Origin of the sequence: Streptomyces sp. AC602_WCS936 (assembly GCF_019049125.1) — a bacterium.
Taxonomy (GTDB): domain Bacteria; phylum Actinomycetota; class Actinomycetes; order Streptomycetales; family Streptomycetaceae; genus Streptomyces.
In genome coordinates this window covers 1-13,298 of sequence record NZ_JAGMUF010000105.1, presented here as the reverse complement: position 1 = coordinate 13,298, position 13,298 = coordinate 1, and the positions used below count along the sequence as shown (strand labels likewise).

13 protein-coding genes and 3 pseudogenes are annotated in these 13,298 nt (G+C 71.3%); 9 read left to right on the top strand and 7 right to left on the bottom strand.

Going from position 1 to position 13,298, the window contains the following annotated elements:
- Positions 1-195 precede the first annotated feature (195 nt).
- The 3 genes and pseudogenes from KUM03_RS29345 (at position 196) to KUM03_RS29340 (ending at position 1,879) form a co-directional block, all read left to right on the top strand.
- Complete coding sequence (locus KUM03_RS29345) at positions 196-1,443, top strand: Ig-like domain-containing protein (RefSeq protein ID WP_217253191.1); 1,248 nt, start codon at positions 196-198, stop codon at positions 1,441-1,443.
- A gap of 99 nt (positions 1,444-1,542) precedes the next feature.
- Positions 1,543-1,716 (top strand): annotated as a pseudogene (locus KUM03_RS38635) (Scr1 family TA system antitoxin-like transcriptional regulator); the annotation flags it as partial.
- A complete protein-coding gene (locus KUM03_RS29340; protein ID WP_254400071.1) occupies positions 1,655-1,879 on the top strand; it encodes a DUF397 domain-containing protein in 225 nt (74 codons plus the stop codon). The pseudogene KUM03_RS38635 and the gene KUM03_RS29340, both read left to right, overlap by 62 nt.
- Positions 1,880-2,020: 141 nt before the next feature.
- Here KUM03_RS29340 and KUM03_RS29335 read toward each other — a convergent pair whose 3' ends face one another.
- On the bottom strand, positions 2,021-2,950 hold the full coding sequence (locus KUM03_RS29335; protein ID WP_217253189.1) for a ketopantoate reductase family protein: 930 nt from the start codon (positions 2,948-2,950) through the stop codon (positions 2,021-2,023).
- Between the two features lie 219 nt (positions 2,951-3,169).
- Between KUM03_RS29335 and KUM03_RS29330 the strand changes: the two genes are divergently transcribed.
- Positions 3,170-4,072, top strand: coding sequence for a LysR family transcriptional regulator (locus tag KUM03_RS29330; protein ID WP_217253186.1), 903 nt, complete (start codon positions 3,170-3,172; stop codon positions 4,070-4,072).
- Positions 4,073-4,084: 12 nt separating this feature from the next.
- Here KUM03_RS29330 and KUM03_RS29325 read toward each other — a convergent pair whose 3' ends face one another.
- The gene (locus tag KUM03_RS29325; protein ID WP_217253184.1) at positions 4,085-4,966 is read right to left on the bottom strand and encodes a helix-turn-helix domain-containing protein; all 882 of its coding nucleotides are present in this window, start codon (positions 4,964-4,966) and stop codon (positions 4,085-4,087) included.
- 167 nt (positions 4,967-5,133) lie between these two features.
- On the opposite strand from KUM03_RS29325, the gene KUM03_RS29320 reads away from it, so the two are divergent.
- Positions 5,134-6,174, top strand: a complete 1,041-nt coding sequence (locus KUM03_RS29320; protein WP_217253181.1) for an NAD(P)-dependent alcohol dehydrogenase — start codon at positions 5,134-5,136, stop codon at positions 6,172-6,174.
- A gap of 140 nt (positions 6,175-6,314) precedes the next feature.
- Entirely contained in the window at positions 6,315-7,133 is an 819-nt protein-coding gene (locus KUM03_RS29315) for an SDR family oxidoreductase (protein WP_217253180.1), read from the top strand.
- Here KUM03_RS29315 and KUM03_RS29310 read toward each other — a convergent pair.
- Positions 7,117-8,172, bottom strand: coding sequence for an aldo/keto reductase (locus KUM03_RS29310; RefSeq protein WP_217253177.1), 1,056 nt, complete (start codon positions 8,170-8,172; stop codon positions 7,117-7,119). The two genes, KUM03_RS29315 and KUM03_RS29310, sit on opposite strands and share 17 nt — an antisense overlap.
- A gap of 180 nt (positions 8,173-8,352) precedes the next feature.
- On the opposite strand from KUM03_RS29310, the gene KUM03_RS29305 reads away from it, so the two are divergent.
- Positions 8,353-8,943, top strand: coding sequence for a TetR/AcrR family transcriptional regulator (locus KUM03_RS29305; RefSeq protein ID WP_217253330.1), 591 nt, complete (start codon positions 8,353-8,355; stop codon positions 8,941-8,943).
- A gap of 18 nt (positions 8,944-8,961) precedes the next feature.
- Here the strand turns inward: KUM03_RS29305 and KUM03_RS29300 are convergent, their stop codons facing one another.
- Both KUM03_RS29300 and KUM03_RS29295 read right to left on the bottom strand, forming a co-directional pair.
- The gene (locus tag KUM03_RS29300; RefSeq protein ID WP_217253176.1) at positions 8,962-9,612 is read right to left on the bottom strand and encodes a hypothetical protein; all 651 of its coding nucleotides are present in this window, start codon (positions 9,610-9,612) and stop codon (positions 8,962-8,964) included.
- A 118-nt stretch (positions 9,613-9,730) separates the two neighbouring features.
- Positions 9,731-10,039: pseudogene (locus KUM03_RS29295) on the bottom strand (DUF6247 family protein); the annotation flags it as partial.
- A 199-nt stretch (positions 10,040-10,238) separates the two neighbouring features.
- Here KUM03_RS29295 and msrA point away from each other — a divergent pair.
- Positions 10,239-10,751: a peptide-methionine (S)-S-oxide reductase MsrA gene (gene msrA, locus KUM03_RS29290; protein WP_217253171.1), complete on the top strand. Its 513-nt coding sequence runs from the start codon at positions 10,239-10,241 to the stop codon at positions 10,749-10,751.
- A 77-nt stretch (positions 10,752-10,828) separates the two neighbouring features.
- On the opposite strand, the gene KUM03_RS29285 is transcribed toward msrA, so the two are convergent.
- Entirely contained in the window at positions 10,829-11,947 is a 1,119-nt protein-coding gene (locus KUM03_RS29285; RefSeq protein ID WP_217253168.1) for a hypothetical protein, read from the bottom strand.
- Between the two features lie 97 nt (positions 11,948-12,044).
- Here KUM03_RS29285 and KUM03_RS29280 point away from each other — a divergent pair, with 97 nt between their 5' ends.
- Positions 12,045-13,199 (top strand): cystathionine gamma-synthase, encoded by a 1,155-nt coding sequence (locus KUM03_RS29280; protein ID WP_073724720.1) that lies wholly within the window; start codon positions 12,045-12,047, stop codon positions 13,197-13,199.
- Here KUM03_RS29280 and KUM03_RS29275 read toward each other — a convergent pair.
- Positions 13,196-13,298, bottom strand: a pseudogene (locus KUM03_RS29275) (IS481 family transposase); the annotation flags it as partial. The gene KUM03_RS29280 and the pseudogene KUM03_RS29275 sit on opposite strands and share 4 nt — an antisense overlap.

Sequence of the window (13,298 nt, the reverse complement as noted above, 5' to 3'; positions counted from 1 at the left end):
CACCGTCCGGGGTTTCGTCGTCTCACGGAGCGCACGGACCGCCCCCGTACCGCCGCACGCCTCCGCCCCCGAGCGGAAACGTGGTATGCCCCACACCGGAGACCGATGTGGAACGGGACGAACCGGTCGTAGCGTTGAAAGTCTTGACGGGGAATCTCGGGCTCACGGGAATCGGCGACGATGGAGAAGCGTGTGATGACGGACGGTAAGCGGCGCAAGGGCCTGGCGGCCGCGTCCGCACTGCTCGGCGGTGTGCTGGTGCTCTCGGCATGTTCCAGCGGCGACGCCGACACCTCCGCGGGTGGGGACGGCAAGACCTCGCAGGCCGAGGCCGACAAGGCGGCGGCCAAGAAGTCCTCCGAGGCCCAGATCAAGATCACTCCTGGAGACGGTTCCGACAACGCCTCCATCAACAACTCCGCCACCGTCACCGTGAGCAAGGGCACGCTCACCGAGGTCAAGATGACCGCCAAGGACGGCACCGCGGTCGAGGGCCAGATATCCGCCGACAAGAAGAGCTGGAAGCCCAGCGGTCAGCTGGAGCGCGCCACTACCTACGAGGTGACGGCGACCGCCACGGACTCCGAGGGCCGCGCCGCCCACGAGAACGCGTCGTTCACCACGGTCTCCCCGAAGAACAGCTTCATCGGCACCTTCACCCCGGACGACGGCACCACCGTCGGCGTGGGCATGCCCGTGTCGATCAACTTCGACAAGGAGATCACCAACAAGGCCGCCGTCCAGAAGGGCGTCACGGTCAACACCACCAGCGGCCAGGAAGTCGCCTGCCACTGGTTCAGCACCCAGCGCATGGACTGCCGCCCCCAGGACTACTGGCAGGAGGGCTCCACCGTGACCCTCAAGCTGGCGCTCGACGGGGTCGAGGGCGCCGAGGGCGTCTACGGTGTCCAGCAGAAGTCGGTCACCTTCAAGATCGGCCGCAACCAGGTCTCGTACGTCGACGCCAAGACCAAGCAGATGAAGGTCACGCAGGACGGCAAGACGATCAAGACCATCCCGATCTCCGCCGGCTCCCCCGAGAACAAGACCTACGAAGGTCAGATGGTGATCTCCGAGAAGTTCAAGGAGACCCGGATGAACGGTGCGACCGTCGGCTTCACCGACGACGACGGCGAGGGCGAGTACGACATCAAGGACGTCCCCCACGCCATGCGCCTGAGCACCTCCGGCACCTTCATCCACGGCAACTACTGGAGCAAGGGCATCTTCGGCAAGGCCAACACCAGCCACGGCTGCGTGGGCCTGGCCGACGTCCAGGGCGCCGACGACCCGAACACGCCGGGCTCCTGGTTCTACGACAACTCCATCGTCGGCGACGTGGTCGTCGTCCAGAACACCGGCGACAAGACCATCGCCCCGGACAACGGCCTCAACGGCTGGAACATGGACTGGGCCCAGTGGAAGGCGGGTTCGGCGGTCTGACGCCAACGGTCCGTCCCGCTCGTCCCGTCGTCGGCGCCCGTCACCTCTCACCCGGGGTGGCGGGCGTCCGTCGTTTCCCCGGCCGGCAACCACACAGAGGGGATGTACAGCGGGCAGTTGGTTGATGATCCGCGCCTCGTCAAGCAGTATGCGAAGGCATATGGTCGGCTCAGAGCCGCCGCGCTTCCTCCCGAGCCGTCCTTGAGGCTCATTGAGCAAGCGGCGGAGGACTGCCGAAACGGCAAGTATCCGAAGCGAGCTGTGCATAAATGACAGCTACAGCTACAGCTACGCCGACGGCGTTTCCGGCCTCGCCCCCGTCCGGGACTCCAAGGTCTCCCGTGACGGCGACGGAGACGGCACCGTCCTCCTCCTCCCCGCCCGCGCCTGGGCGCCCTTCGTCGCCGCGGTGAGCCGGGGCGCCTTCCCGGTGTGAGGGTGTTCCCAAAAAGCGTGAACACTCCGACGGCTTTTGTCCTCACCCCGCTCACCTGAGCGGTCAAATGACACTTTCCGCGGATTGTCCGCGCTTTTCGGAAGGGCATGCGCAGGGCCACGACACACTCGACCGCGCGTATCAACTACCGTGGCGCCGCCTCAGGTCCGTCACCAGCCGTGTCGCGAGAGGGACGGAGACGCCGTGCCGCCGGGCGGCGCGCAGCAGCGCGCCTCCGATGGCGTCGAGCTCCAGTGGGCGCCCCGCTTCGGCGTCCCGCTGCATCGATGACCGGGCGCCGCGCGGGAACGCCTCGTACAGTGCCAGGGACCGCGTGACGTCGATGGACGCCCCACAGGCTTCGCCGACCGCGGCCGCCTCCCGGACCAGAGCGGACAGCTCCGCGCGGCGTTTGGCGCGCACGTCGCCGATCGTCATCCCGTACCACGTCGTGAGCAGCGCGAACGGCGCGAGGAAGGCCAGCTTGGTCCAGAGCAGCGCGGACTCGTCACCGACCACCTGGGCCGTCACGCCCGCGGCGCGGAGGGCGTCACACAACTCCCCGAGCCGTTCGGCGGGCCCCGCCACGTCGATCTCGGTGAACGGGCTGCCGTGTTCGACGGCTCCCGGTGCGACGCGAGTCGACTCCACCCGGACGACACCCGCCACCACCCGGCACTCCCCGAAGTGCCGGCGCAGCCCCGCGAGATGCTCGACGCCGTTCAGGAGCGGCAGTACGAGCCCTTCGTCGAGCATCTGACGCGGGACCTTCTCCAAGGCCGCCGCCAGGTGGGTGCCCTTGACCGTCACCAGGCACAGGTCGACCGGCTCCCGCAGCTCAGTGGCCGCCTCCACCGGCACGGAGAGGTCGCCGAACTGCGCACTGCGCACGCGCAGCCCGTCCTCACGCAGGGTGGCCGCCGTGGCCGGGCCCGCCAGGCAGATCACCCGGTGCCCCGCACGGGCGAGCAGCGCCGCCAGCAGTCCGCCGACCCCGCCGGGGCCGAGTACGGCCACGGTCCACGGGGGTGTGGCGGCGTCCGTGTCCGGACGTACGGGGGAGGTGGTCATGGGCGAGGTCCTTCCGGCAGTTCGGGCCTCCGGCTGCACGGCAGACGGGGCGGCACCGCGGTCGCCGGGTCGGCACCCGGACGGCGCCGTCGCTCGGTCCGGATCCGCGCGAGGGCACCGGACGGGTTGCCGCCTGGACCGCAGTACGATCCTGCTGGCCCGCAACACCCCAGTCAATCCTGGGAATTACTCACTACTCCCAAGCTGTACCTTGGGTCCATGACCCTGGACGACCTGCGCGTGTTCGTTGCCGTGTGCCGGGCCGGGAGCCTCAGCGCCGTGGCCCGCGACCTGGGCTGTACGCAGTCGGCGGTGAGCCAGCACGTGAAGCGGCTGGAGCGGGAGAGCGGCGCGAGCCTGCTGGAACGCCAGCCACGCGGAGTCGTGCCCACGGCCGCGGGGCGCATCCTGTGCGAAGCCGCCGCCGGCGGGATCGCCGGTCTCGATCTCGCGCTGCGCCGCCTCGGCGACCTCGTCGACGGAGAAGGCGGCTCCGTACGTATCACCACCGGCGGCACGACCGTGCGGCACTTCATGGCCGAGGCGATCGTCTCCTTCCGCCGCCGGTACCCCAAAGTGAGCCTGGAGTTCCGGACCGAGACCTCCAGCCGGGACTGTTTCGACGCACTGCTCTCCAGCGACCTGGACCTCGCCTGGATCACCATCGCCGGTTCGGTACGCGGGATAGAGCAGCGGCCCGTCGTCGACCTGCCCTGGGTGCTCGCGGCCCGGGCGGACGACCCGCTCGCGGCACGGGCGCACATCGAGGTGTCCGACCTCGTCGACAGCCACCTCGTCCGCCTCCCTCCGAACTCGACCTCGGGCGGGCTGCTGGAGGAAGCCTTCAGGGAACTGGGCGTCGGGACCGGCTCGAACACGAGCGTCGCCGACTGGGACACCGCCCTGCTGCTCGCCGAACTCGGCCTGGGACACGCCGTCGTACCCGCCGTACCGGGTCTGCCCGCCGCCACGGAGAACGGGCCGTTGCGCCTGGTCCCGATCCCGGCGTTGCCGCCGCTGTCCGTCGGCTGGGCGGTACGCCGCTGGGACGCGCTGTCGCCGCCGGCCCGGGCGGCCTTCGCCGACATCGTTGCGGAAGACGTGCCTGTGTCGCGGCGCTGAATCAGGGCACGCTCACGGCGTGACGGTGGTGGTGGCCGCCGCGTCCGTCCCCCAACTGGCCAGCAGCCGCAGCCCCTCCGCCGACGGCGAGCCCGTCTCCGCGTGGTACGTCACGAAGCACTGCTCCTCGTCGTCGACGAGGCGGAACGTCTCGAAGGACAGGGTCAGGTCACCGACCAGCGGGTGCCGCACCCGCTTGACGCCGTAGCTCTTCTCCTTGACGTCGTGCGTGGCCCACAGCCGCCGGAACTCCTCGCTCTTCACGGACAGTTCGCCGACCAGCGCGGACAGCCGCGGATCGTCCGGGTGCCGGCCCGCGTCCATGCGCAGGAAGCTGACCATGTCGTACGCCTTCTGGTCCCAGTCCACGAACAGCTCGCGGTAGTCCGGGTTCAGGAAGACCAGCCGCGCCCAGTTCCGCTCCGCGGCGGGCAGCTTGCCCCAGTCGCCGAAGAGGGCGGCCGCCATCCGGTTCCAGGCGAGGATCTCCGAGCGGCGGCCCGTCACGTACGCGGGGACCGTGTCGATCGACTCCAGCAACTGGAGCAGCGCCACCCGCACCGGCTGCTTGCCCCGCGGGGCACCGGCCCGCCGGCGCTGCTGCCTCGGCCGCGCCAGATGCGTCAGGTGGGCCTGCTCCGCGTCGGTCAGCCTGAGGGCCCGCGCGATGGCGTCCAGGACCTCCACCGACACGTTCTGCCCGTTGCCCTGCTCCAGACGCGTGTAGTACGCCACCGACACCCCGGCCAGCTGCGCCAGCTCCTCCCGCCGAAGCCCCGGCACCCGGCGGTGCCGCCCGAACGACTCCAGCCCCACGTCCTCCGGCTTCAGGCGGGCCCGCCGGGTGCGCAGGAACTCGCTCAGTTCGGCCCGCCGGTCAAGCTGTCCATCCATGCTTCCAGTATCGCCGGACGTATTCCCGGTCGTACGCACAGGAGACTGTCCCCGCCAGTGGTACGCACGCCGGTCGTACGCAAAGCCGTGGTCTGGGTGGATCCGCAGGTCGCAGGCAGGGTGGAGGCATCACCCAGTCAAGCCAAGAGAATCCCGGAGAACCCGGCATGACCACTGTCGCCGCGTACGCAGCACCCGCCGCCAAGGCTCCGCTGGAGCGCACCACCATCGAGCGGCGCGAGGTGGGCGAGCACGACGTCCTGATCGACATCAAGTTCGCCGGCATCTGCCACTCCGACATCCACCAGGCCCGCGAGGGCTGGGGCGAGGCCATCTTCCCGATGGTCCCGGGGCATGAGATCGCCGGTGTCGTCGAGGCCGTCGGCCCCGGCGTCACCGAGTTCAAGGTCGGCGACCGCGTCGGCGTCGGCTGCCTCGTCGACTCCTGCCGCGAGTGCGAGAACTGCAAGGCCGGCATGGAGCAGCACTGCCTCAAGGGCAGCGTCGGCACGTACAACGCCGTCGGCTACGACGGTGAGCCCACCTACGGCGGCTACGCGCAGAAGGTCGTCGTCGCCGAGGCCTTCACCGTCCGCATCCCCGACGGGCTGTCGCTCGACGAGGCCGCGCCGCTGCTGTGCGCGGGCATCACCACGTACTCCCCGCTCAAGCAGTGGGGCGCCGGCCCGGGCAAGAAGGTCGCCGTGATCGGCCTGGGCGGCCTCGGCCACATGGGCGTCAAGATCGCCCACGCGATGGGCGCCGAGGTCACCGTCCTCTCCCAGTCGCTGCGCAAGAAGGACGACGGCCTGAGGCTGGGCGCCGACCACTACTACGCGACCAGCGACGAGCAGACCTTCGAGGACCTGGCGGGCACCTTCGACGTGATCCTCTCCACGGTCTCCGCGCCGCTCGACTTCGGCTCCTACCTCGGTCTGCTCAGGACCGGCGGCGCCCTGGTGAACGTCGGCGCCCCCGAGGAGCCGATCGCCCTGAACCTGTTCTCGCTCATCGGCGGCAACAAGACCCTCGCCGGCTCCATGATCGGCGGCATCGCCGAGACCCAGGAGATGCTGGACTTCTGCGCCGAGCACGGCATCGGCGCCGAGATTGAGCTGATCGCCGCGTCCGAGATCAACGAGGCTTACGAGCGGGTCGTGGCGAGCGACGTGCGGTACCGCTTCGTGATCGACACGGCGACGATCTGACCGGCGGGGAGATTTCTTCTCCCTTCCTGTCACACGGCTGCCCCGCCCCGGGTCATACCGCCACGGACACACACGGCGGACGTCCGGGCGGGGCGGCCTCATACCCGCTCCCCCCGGACGCCAGGACCCCGGGAGCAGACATGACGTACCCCACGACCCCCACCACCCCCCTCCTGGTCACCGGTGGCACGGGCACCCTCGGCAGCCATGTCGTCCCGCTGCTGCGGGCGGCCGGTCACGAGGTGCGGATCCTCACCCGGCGGGCCCGTCCCGCCGCCGACGGCGTCACGTACGTCACCGGCGACCTCCTCACCGGTGAGGGCGTCGAGGCCGCCGTCGACGGAGTGCACACCGTCCTGCACCTGGCGGGCGGCCCGAAGGGCGACGACCGGGCGACCCGCACCCTGGTGGACGCCGCGGCCCGTGCGGACGTACGGCACCTCGTGTACATCTCGGTCGTCGGCGCGGACGGCGTGCCGCTGGCGTGGCTGCGGACCAAGCTGGAGTCGGAGCGGGCGATCGCCGACTCGGGGATCGGGTGGACGGTGCTGCGGGCGGCCCAGTTCCACGAGCTGACCTTGACGATGATCGAGAAGATGGCCAAGCTGCCGGTCCTCCCCGTCCCCGGCGGCCTGCGCCTCCAGCCCGTCGACTCCCGCGAGGTCGCCGCCCGCCTGGCCGAACTGGCCCTCGCGGCCCCCTCCGGCCGCGTCCCCGACCTGACCGGCCCCGAGGTCCACGACCTGCCCGCCCTGGTCCGCCCCTACCTGGCCCTGCACGGCCGGCGCCGCCGTCCGCGGCTGCCGGTCCGCATCCCCGGCAAGGCGGGCCGCGCCTACCGCGCGGGCGCCAACCTGACGCTGGAGGGGGCGCGGACGGGCCGGCGGACGTGGGAGGAGTTCCTGAAGGAGCGGGCCGGGCAGGCGCAGGACGGCGCGCCGGCTACCGCGCGCCCGTGAGCCCGGCCGGGACCGGGATCCGGCGCCGCCGCAGCGACGGGTCGAGCAGCGCGGGCGGCGTGTCGAACTTCTCGTGCGCCGCCAGGTCGGTGCCGGGCGCGACGATCTCGTCGATCGCGTCCAGCACGTCGCCGGGGAGCACGGTGTCGGCGGCGGCGAGCTGCGCGTGCAGGTGGTCCAGGGTGCGGGGGCCGATGAGGGCGCTGGTCACGGCGGGGTGCGCGGTCACGAAGCCGAGCGCGAGCTGGATCATGGTCAGCCCGGCCTCGTCGGCGACCCGGGCCAGCCGCTCGACGGCGTCCAGCCGGGCCCGGTTGGCGGGCAGCGAGGTGTCGAAGCGCTCCGGCATGAACGCCGACCGGTGGGTGGCGATCTCCCGGCCCGCCCGCACCGCGCCCGACAGCCATCCCGACGCCAGCGGGCTCCACGCCAGCACGCCGAGCCCGTACTCCTCGGTCACGGGCAGGACGTGGCTCTCGATCCCGCGCTGGAGGACGGAGTAGCTGGGCTGCTCGGTGACGTAGCGGCCCAGGCGGTGCTCGCGGGCGGCCCACTGCGCCTGCACGATGCGGTACGCGGGGAAGGTCGAGGACCCGAAGTAGCGGATCTTCCCCGCGCGCTGCAGGTCGGTCAGGGCCGACAGCGTCTCCTCGTCGCTGGTGGTCGGGTCCCACCGATGGATCTGGTACAGGTCGACGTGGTCGACCCCGAGGCGGCGCAGGCTGTTGTCCAGCTCCGTGACCAGCCAGCGGCGCGAGGCGCCCCGGTGGTTGCGCTCGTCGCTCATCGGCATGACCGCCTTGGTGGCCAGCACGATGTCCTCGCGGCGGCCGGCGACGGCCTTGCCGACCATCTCCTCCGACTCGCCCCGGCCGTACATGTCGGCGGTGTCGATGACGTTGACCCCGGCCTCCAGGGCGGCGTCGACGATGGCGGTGGCCTCGTCCTGGGTGGTGCGGCCGATGGCGCCGAAGTTCATGGCGCCGAGCGCGAGGGAGCTGACCTGGACACCGGTGCGGCCCAGGGTGCGGTACTGCATGATCGTGTTCCTCCGTCGAGGGAAGGGAAGGGAGCAGCGGTGCGCGCGGGCGCACGGCAGGGCACGGCATGGCACGACGGCTCCGGGCTCTGGCATGATGGATAACCGGAACGCCGTCCCGTTTGACGATACGGAACGGTGTCCCGTTTAGCAATGCCGGTAGCTGGAGGGAACGACGCGATGGTGGACGCCGACGAGGCCGCGGGCCGCACCGACCGCCCCAAACGGGCGGACGCCCGGCGCAACCAGGAGACCCTCCTGGACGCGGCCGCCGCGGTGTTCGTGAGGTCCGGCGTGGAGGCACCGGTCCGCGACATCGCGGCCGAGGCGGGCGTCGGTACGGCCACGATCTACCGCCACTTCCCGACGCGGGCCGACCTCATCATCGGCGTCTACCGGCACCAGGTGGAGGCCTGCGCCGAGGCCGGCCCCGCGCTGCTGGCCAGCAGCCCGACCCCCTACACCGCCCTCGCCCGGTGGATCGACCTCTTCGTCGACTTCCTGGTCACCAAGCACGGCCTCGCCGGTGTGCTCCAGTCCGACAACGCCGGCTTCGAGACGCTGCACGCGTACTTTCTCGACCGCCTCGTGCCGGTCTGCACCAGCCTCCTCGACACCGCGTCCGCCGCCGGCGAGATCCGCTCCGACCTGACCGCCTACGAACTCATGCGCGGCGTCGGCAACCTCTGCATCGGCGCGGAGAACGACGCGCGCTACGACGCCCGGCGGCTGGTGGGGGTGTTGGTGACGGGGTTGCGGCGGACGGAGTGACGGGAAGGGCGCAGGACATCACTCGGCACCGTCGGGGCGCCCTCTGTCCGTCCCGCGCGTCCACAGGGAGAGGTCGCTGCTCGTGGCCACGGCGAGCGTGCGACCGGAGGGTGAGAAACCGGCGGCGCGGAACGTGGAGTAGTGCGCGTGGAAGATGTGCCACCACCGCTCTCCGTGCGGACCGGCGTGGAAGTCGTCGCCACTGGACAGCAGGACGCGCTCGTGCGGCCAGGCCGGCGTGGCCACGTCCAGGCACCAGCCGTCCCCGGTTGTGGTGTGCAGTCCGCCGCCGAAGAGCCCGGCGATGCGTACGCGGCTCCCGGCGACCGGCCCCAGTCCGGGGCACGACAGGTCGGCGACGGTGTCCGGGGTGCTGTCCTCGGGATCGGGGTCGCGGTCCCTGGCGATCTTCTCGCCGGTGACGGCCTCGAAGAGACCGTGCCCGTCGTTGGAGACGACCATCACCAGATCGTGACCGGTGTCCGGATGCGTCGCGAAGCCGATCCCGAGCAGACCGCCGACGGGCACGCCGTACCGGTACTCGAAGACGGGCCGCCAGGGCTCGGGTGCGGCGACCACGGGCGCCGCGAGCAGCCGGTCCCGCAGCGACCGCTGGTAGGCAGTGAGTTCCGGCTCCTTCGTCCACTCCGTCACGGGTCCATGATCCATGACTGGCGGGCTGTCCGGTGTTGACCGGCCAGCCGTTCCACTTCCGCCACCACATGCACGGGTACACCGCCTGCCACGTGATCGTGGTCAGGGTCGTTCTCCCACCGCCACTCCGTGGTCACCGGGAGGGAAGGCCGACGGCGGCGTGTGCATGGTCGAGGAGGCGGCCGATCTCCGAGGCGGCCTGGCGCGCCTGGGCGGCGTCGCCCGACTCTGCCATCTCCTCCCAGCTGCGCAGGTCTGCTGCCAGGTCCGGTTGCCGCTGGATGTGGACGTAGGCGGCCCACTGGGCGATGAAGCGTTGCAGGGGAGCCAGGTCCGAGCCCTGCCGGGACTGGTCCGCCGCTTGGTCCAGCTCCCGCGTGAACGCCGGCAGCGCGGCCGGGACGATCTGCCCGATCGCCTGGCGCAAGGCGGCGACCGTGGCGCGATTCCGGTCCCGCGCCCCAGACTATCCACCGCGTGCGCCGGCCCACCGCTCGAACGAGTGAGGCAGAACCGATACGCCCGTCCGCACGGCGCGGAATCGCTCGGAACGCTCGTGCGTTGACGAGGGTGGACGTGGGATGTCGGTGTGCCAGCCGAGTAGCCCGAGTGATCAGAGTGACGGAAATTGGAGGGCCGCGATGGCCGCGCAGACGCAGAGGGCCGTGCTTGCGGGCGGATGCTTCTGGGGGATGGAGGAGCTGGTCCGGCGGCTCCCGGGCGTGACGGCGACCCGGGTCGGATACACCGGGGGTGACGTGCCGAACGCCACGTACCGCGATCACGGTACGCACGCGGAGGCCATCGAGATCCTCTTCGACCCCGAGCAGACCGACTACCGCACGCTTCTGGAGTTCTTCTTCCAGATCCACGACCCGAGCACCAGGAACCGCCAGGGCAACGACATCGGCATGAGCTACCGCTCGGCGATCTACTACGTGGACGACGAGCAGAAGCGGGTCGCCGAGGACACGATCGCGGACGTGGACGCCTCCGGGCTGTGGCCGGGGAAGGTCGTCACCGAGGTGGAGCCGGTCGGCCCCTTCTGGGAGGCCGAGCCCGAGCACCAGGACTACCTCCAGCGGTACCCGGACGGCTACACCTGCCACTTCCCGCGCCCGGGGTGGCGGCTGCCCGCCCGCTCCGAGGGCTGACGGGAGCGGACGGTAGCGGGACGGCCCGGCGGGATCACCGCCGGGCCGTCCCGCGTCCAGCCGTCGCTGCCGAGCCGTCAGTGGGGGAGTGTCGCCGGGCTCCCGCCGTTGGCCTCGTAGCCCGCCACCGCCAGGGCGCGGTAGACGGCGAACTCCCCGGCCGGGTCGGGGGACAGGGTCCAGGGCAGCGCGCCCACGTGGCCGTCGATCACTGTCAGCTGGTTCATGGCCTCGGACCAGCGCTCGCCGCGGACCAGGAAGAACACCAGCAGATGGCGGACGTGCGCCTGCATCGGGTCGTCGGGGCGGGCGGAGTGCACCGCGTGCAGGGCGCCGTGGACCGCCTTGGTGACGACCTCGCTCTGGTGGAAGCTGCGGACCATGGTGATCTCGGGCAGGTGCTCGAAGACCGCGAAGAGGGGCATCGCCGCGAGGAGGGAACCCCGCGGTGCGCGGGCGGCCGCGGCCTCCGCGAAGGAGTACGCCAGCTCCCGGGAGCCGTGCCACTTCTCGCACCAGTAGTGCAGGGCGGCCAGGTGCGCCCCCATGTGGTTCGGAGCGCGGTCGAGGATCTTCAGCCAGAGCTGTTCGAACTCCTCGCGCGGATAGCCGAGCCCGCGGGCCACCGACAGCTCGACGATGTACGGGATCGGGTCGCCGGGGGCAAGCAGCGCCGCCTCCCCGCAGGCCGCCTTCGCCTCCTCCATGATGATCCGGAACTCGTCCGTACCCGGCGTCGCCGTCCGCCACGCCTGCTGCACCAGGAACTCGGCCTGCACGGCCGCCCCGCCCGCGTCCTTGGGGGCCTCGGCCCGCCACACCCGCAGCCACTGGCCGCCCGGTGTCTCACCGACGCCGCCGGGCCGCTGCGCCAGCTCCAGCGACGCGGCACCCGCGAAGGCCTGCACGCGCTGCCAGCGCCGCTCGCTCTCGGCCTCCGTGCCGGCCAGCAGCTGCTGGGCCCCCCGGTAGTCCTGGGTGCGCTGCACCAGGTCCAGGACCTCCAGCAGGTCCTGGTCGGGACCGGGCATGCGGATGTCGAGCTCCTCCTCGCGGGCGAAGCCGTAGTTCGCGGGATCCGCCGCGTCGGGGTGGCCGGGCGGGACCAGGCCGACCGCGTTCCGCCGGCGCCGCAGAAGGGGGACCAGCACCACGGCCAGCATGGCCAGTGCCATCAGGACCCAGAGAATCTCCATGTCTCAAGCGAACCAGACCGCGCCGACAATTGGCCAACCTGCCCCGTGAGCCTGTGGAAAACGCACGGAGCCGTCCGCGCCGCTACGCTCGGTCCCCATGAGCGACAGGCACATCAGTCAGCACTTCGAGACGCTCGCGATCCACGCGGGCAACACCGCCGATCCGCAGACCGGCGCGGTGGTCCCGCCGATCTACCAGGTGTCGACGTACAAGCAGGACGGCGTCGGCGGGCTGCGCGGCGGCTACGAGTACAGCCGCAGCGCGAACCCGACGCGCACGGCCCTGGAGGAGAACCTGGCCGCCCTGGAGGGCGGCCGCCGCGGCCTCGCGTTCGCGTCCGGACTGGCGGCCGAGGACTGCCTGTTGCGGGCGCTGCTGCGCCCCGGCGACCACGTCGTCATCCCCAACGACGCGTACGGCGGCACCTTCCGGCTGTTCGCCAAGGTCGCCACGCGGTGGGGCGTGGAGTGGTCGGTGGCGGACACGAGCGACCCCGCCGCCGTGCGGGCGGCGCTCACCCCGAAGACCAAGGCCGTGTGGGTGGAGACGCCGTCCAACCCGCTGCTCGGCATCACCGACATCGCGGCCGTCGCCCAGGTCGCCCGGGACGCCGGCGCGCGGCTCGTCGTCGACAACACCTTCGCCACGCCGTACCTCCAGCAGCCGCTGGCGCTCGGCGCGGACGTCGTCGTGCACTCCCTGACCAAGTACATGGGCGGTCACTCGGACGTCGTCGGCGGCGCGTTGATCGTGAACGACCAGGAGCTGGGGGAGGAGCTGGCCTTCCACCAGAACGCGATGGGCGCCGTCGCCGGTCCCTTCGACTCCTGGCTGGTGCTGCGCGGCACCAAGACCCTCGCGGTGCGCATGGACCGGCACAGCGAGAACGCGACCAAGGTCGCCGAGATGCTCACCCGGCACGCGCGCGTGACGAGCGTCCTGTACCCGGGGCTCCCGGAGCACCCGGGGCACGAGGTCGCCGCCAAGCAGATGAAGGCGTTCGGCGGCATGGTGTCCTTCCGCGTCGAGGGCGGCGAGGAGGCGGCGGTCGAGGTCTGCAACCGCGCGAAGGTGTTCACGCTCGGTGAGTCCCTGGGCGGCGTCGAGTCTCTGATCGAGCACCCGGGCCGCATGACGCACGCCTCCGCGGCCGGCTCGGCCCTGGAGGTGCCCGCCGACCTGGTACGGCTGTCGGTCGGCATCGAGAACGTCGACGACCTGCTCGCCGACCTCCAGCAGGCGCTGGGCTAGCTGTACTGCCCAGGGACGTTGGTCAACCTGGTGATGGGTGGTTTGCCGCCGGTTGCGGTGTGGGGGCGGTGGTGATTGTAGTGATGGAGCCAGGCCGGC

What these genes read in the sequence shown, in the direction of transcription:
- KUM03_RS29345 (WP_217253191.1), top strand. Translation starts at nt 196, where the DNA reads ATGACGGACGGTAAGCGGCGCAAGGGCCTGGCGGCCGCGTCCGCACTG.
- KUM03_RS29335 (WP_217253189.1), bottom strand. Translation starts at nt 2,950, where the DNA reads ATGACCACCTCCCCCGTACGTCCGGACACGGACGCCGCCACACCCCCG.
- KUM03_RS29330 (WP_217253186.1), top strand. Translation starts at nt 3,170, where the DNA reads ATGACCCTGGACGACCTGCGCGTGTTCGTTGCCGTGTGCCGGGCCGGG.
- KUM03_RS29325 (WP_217253184.1), bottom strand. Translation starts at nt 4,966, where the DNA reads ATGGATGGACAGCTTGACCGGCGGGCCGAACTGAGCGAGTTCCTGCGC.
- KUM03_RS29320 (WP_217253181.1), top strand. Translation starts at nt 5,134, where the DNA reads ATGACCACTGTCGCCGCGTACGCAGCACCCGCCGCCAAGGCTCCGCTG.
- KUM03_RS29315 (WP_217253180.1), top strand. Translation starts at nt 6,315, where the DNA reads ATGACGTACCCCACGACCCCCACCACCCCCCTCCTGGTCACCGGTGGC.
- KUM03_RS29310 (WP_217253177.1), bottom strand. Translation starts at nt 8,172, where the DNA reads ATGCAGTACCGCACCCTGGGCCGCACCGGTGTCCAGGTCAGCTCCCTC.
- KUM03_RS29305 (WP_217253330.1), top strand. Translation starts at nt 8,353, where the DNA reads ATGGTGGACGCCGACGAGGCCGCGGGCCGCACCGACCGCCCCAAACGG.
- KUM03_RS29300 (WP_217253176.1), bottom strand. Translation starts at nt 9,612, where the DNA reads ATGGATCATGGACCCGTGACGGAGTGGACGAAGGAGCCGGAACTCACT.
- msrA (WP_217253171.1), top strand. Translation starts at nt 10,239, where the DNA reads ATGGCCGCGCAGACGCAGAGGGCCGTGCTTGCGGGCGGATGCTTCTGG.
- KUM03_RS29285 (WP_217253168.1), bottom strand. Translation starts at nt 11,947, where the DNA reads ATGGAGATTCTCTGGGTCCTGATGGCACTGGCCATGCTGGCCGTGGTG.
- KUM03_RS29280 (WP_073724720.1), top strand. Translation starts at nt 12,045, where the DNA reads ATGAGCGACAGGCACATCAGTCAGCACTTCGAGACGCTCGCGATCCAC.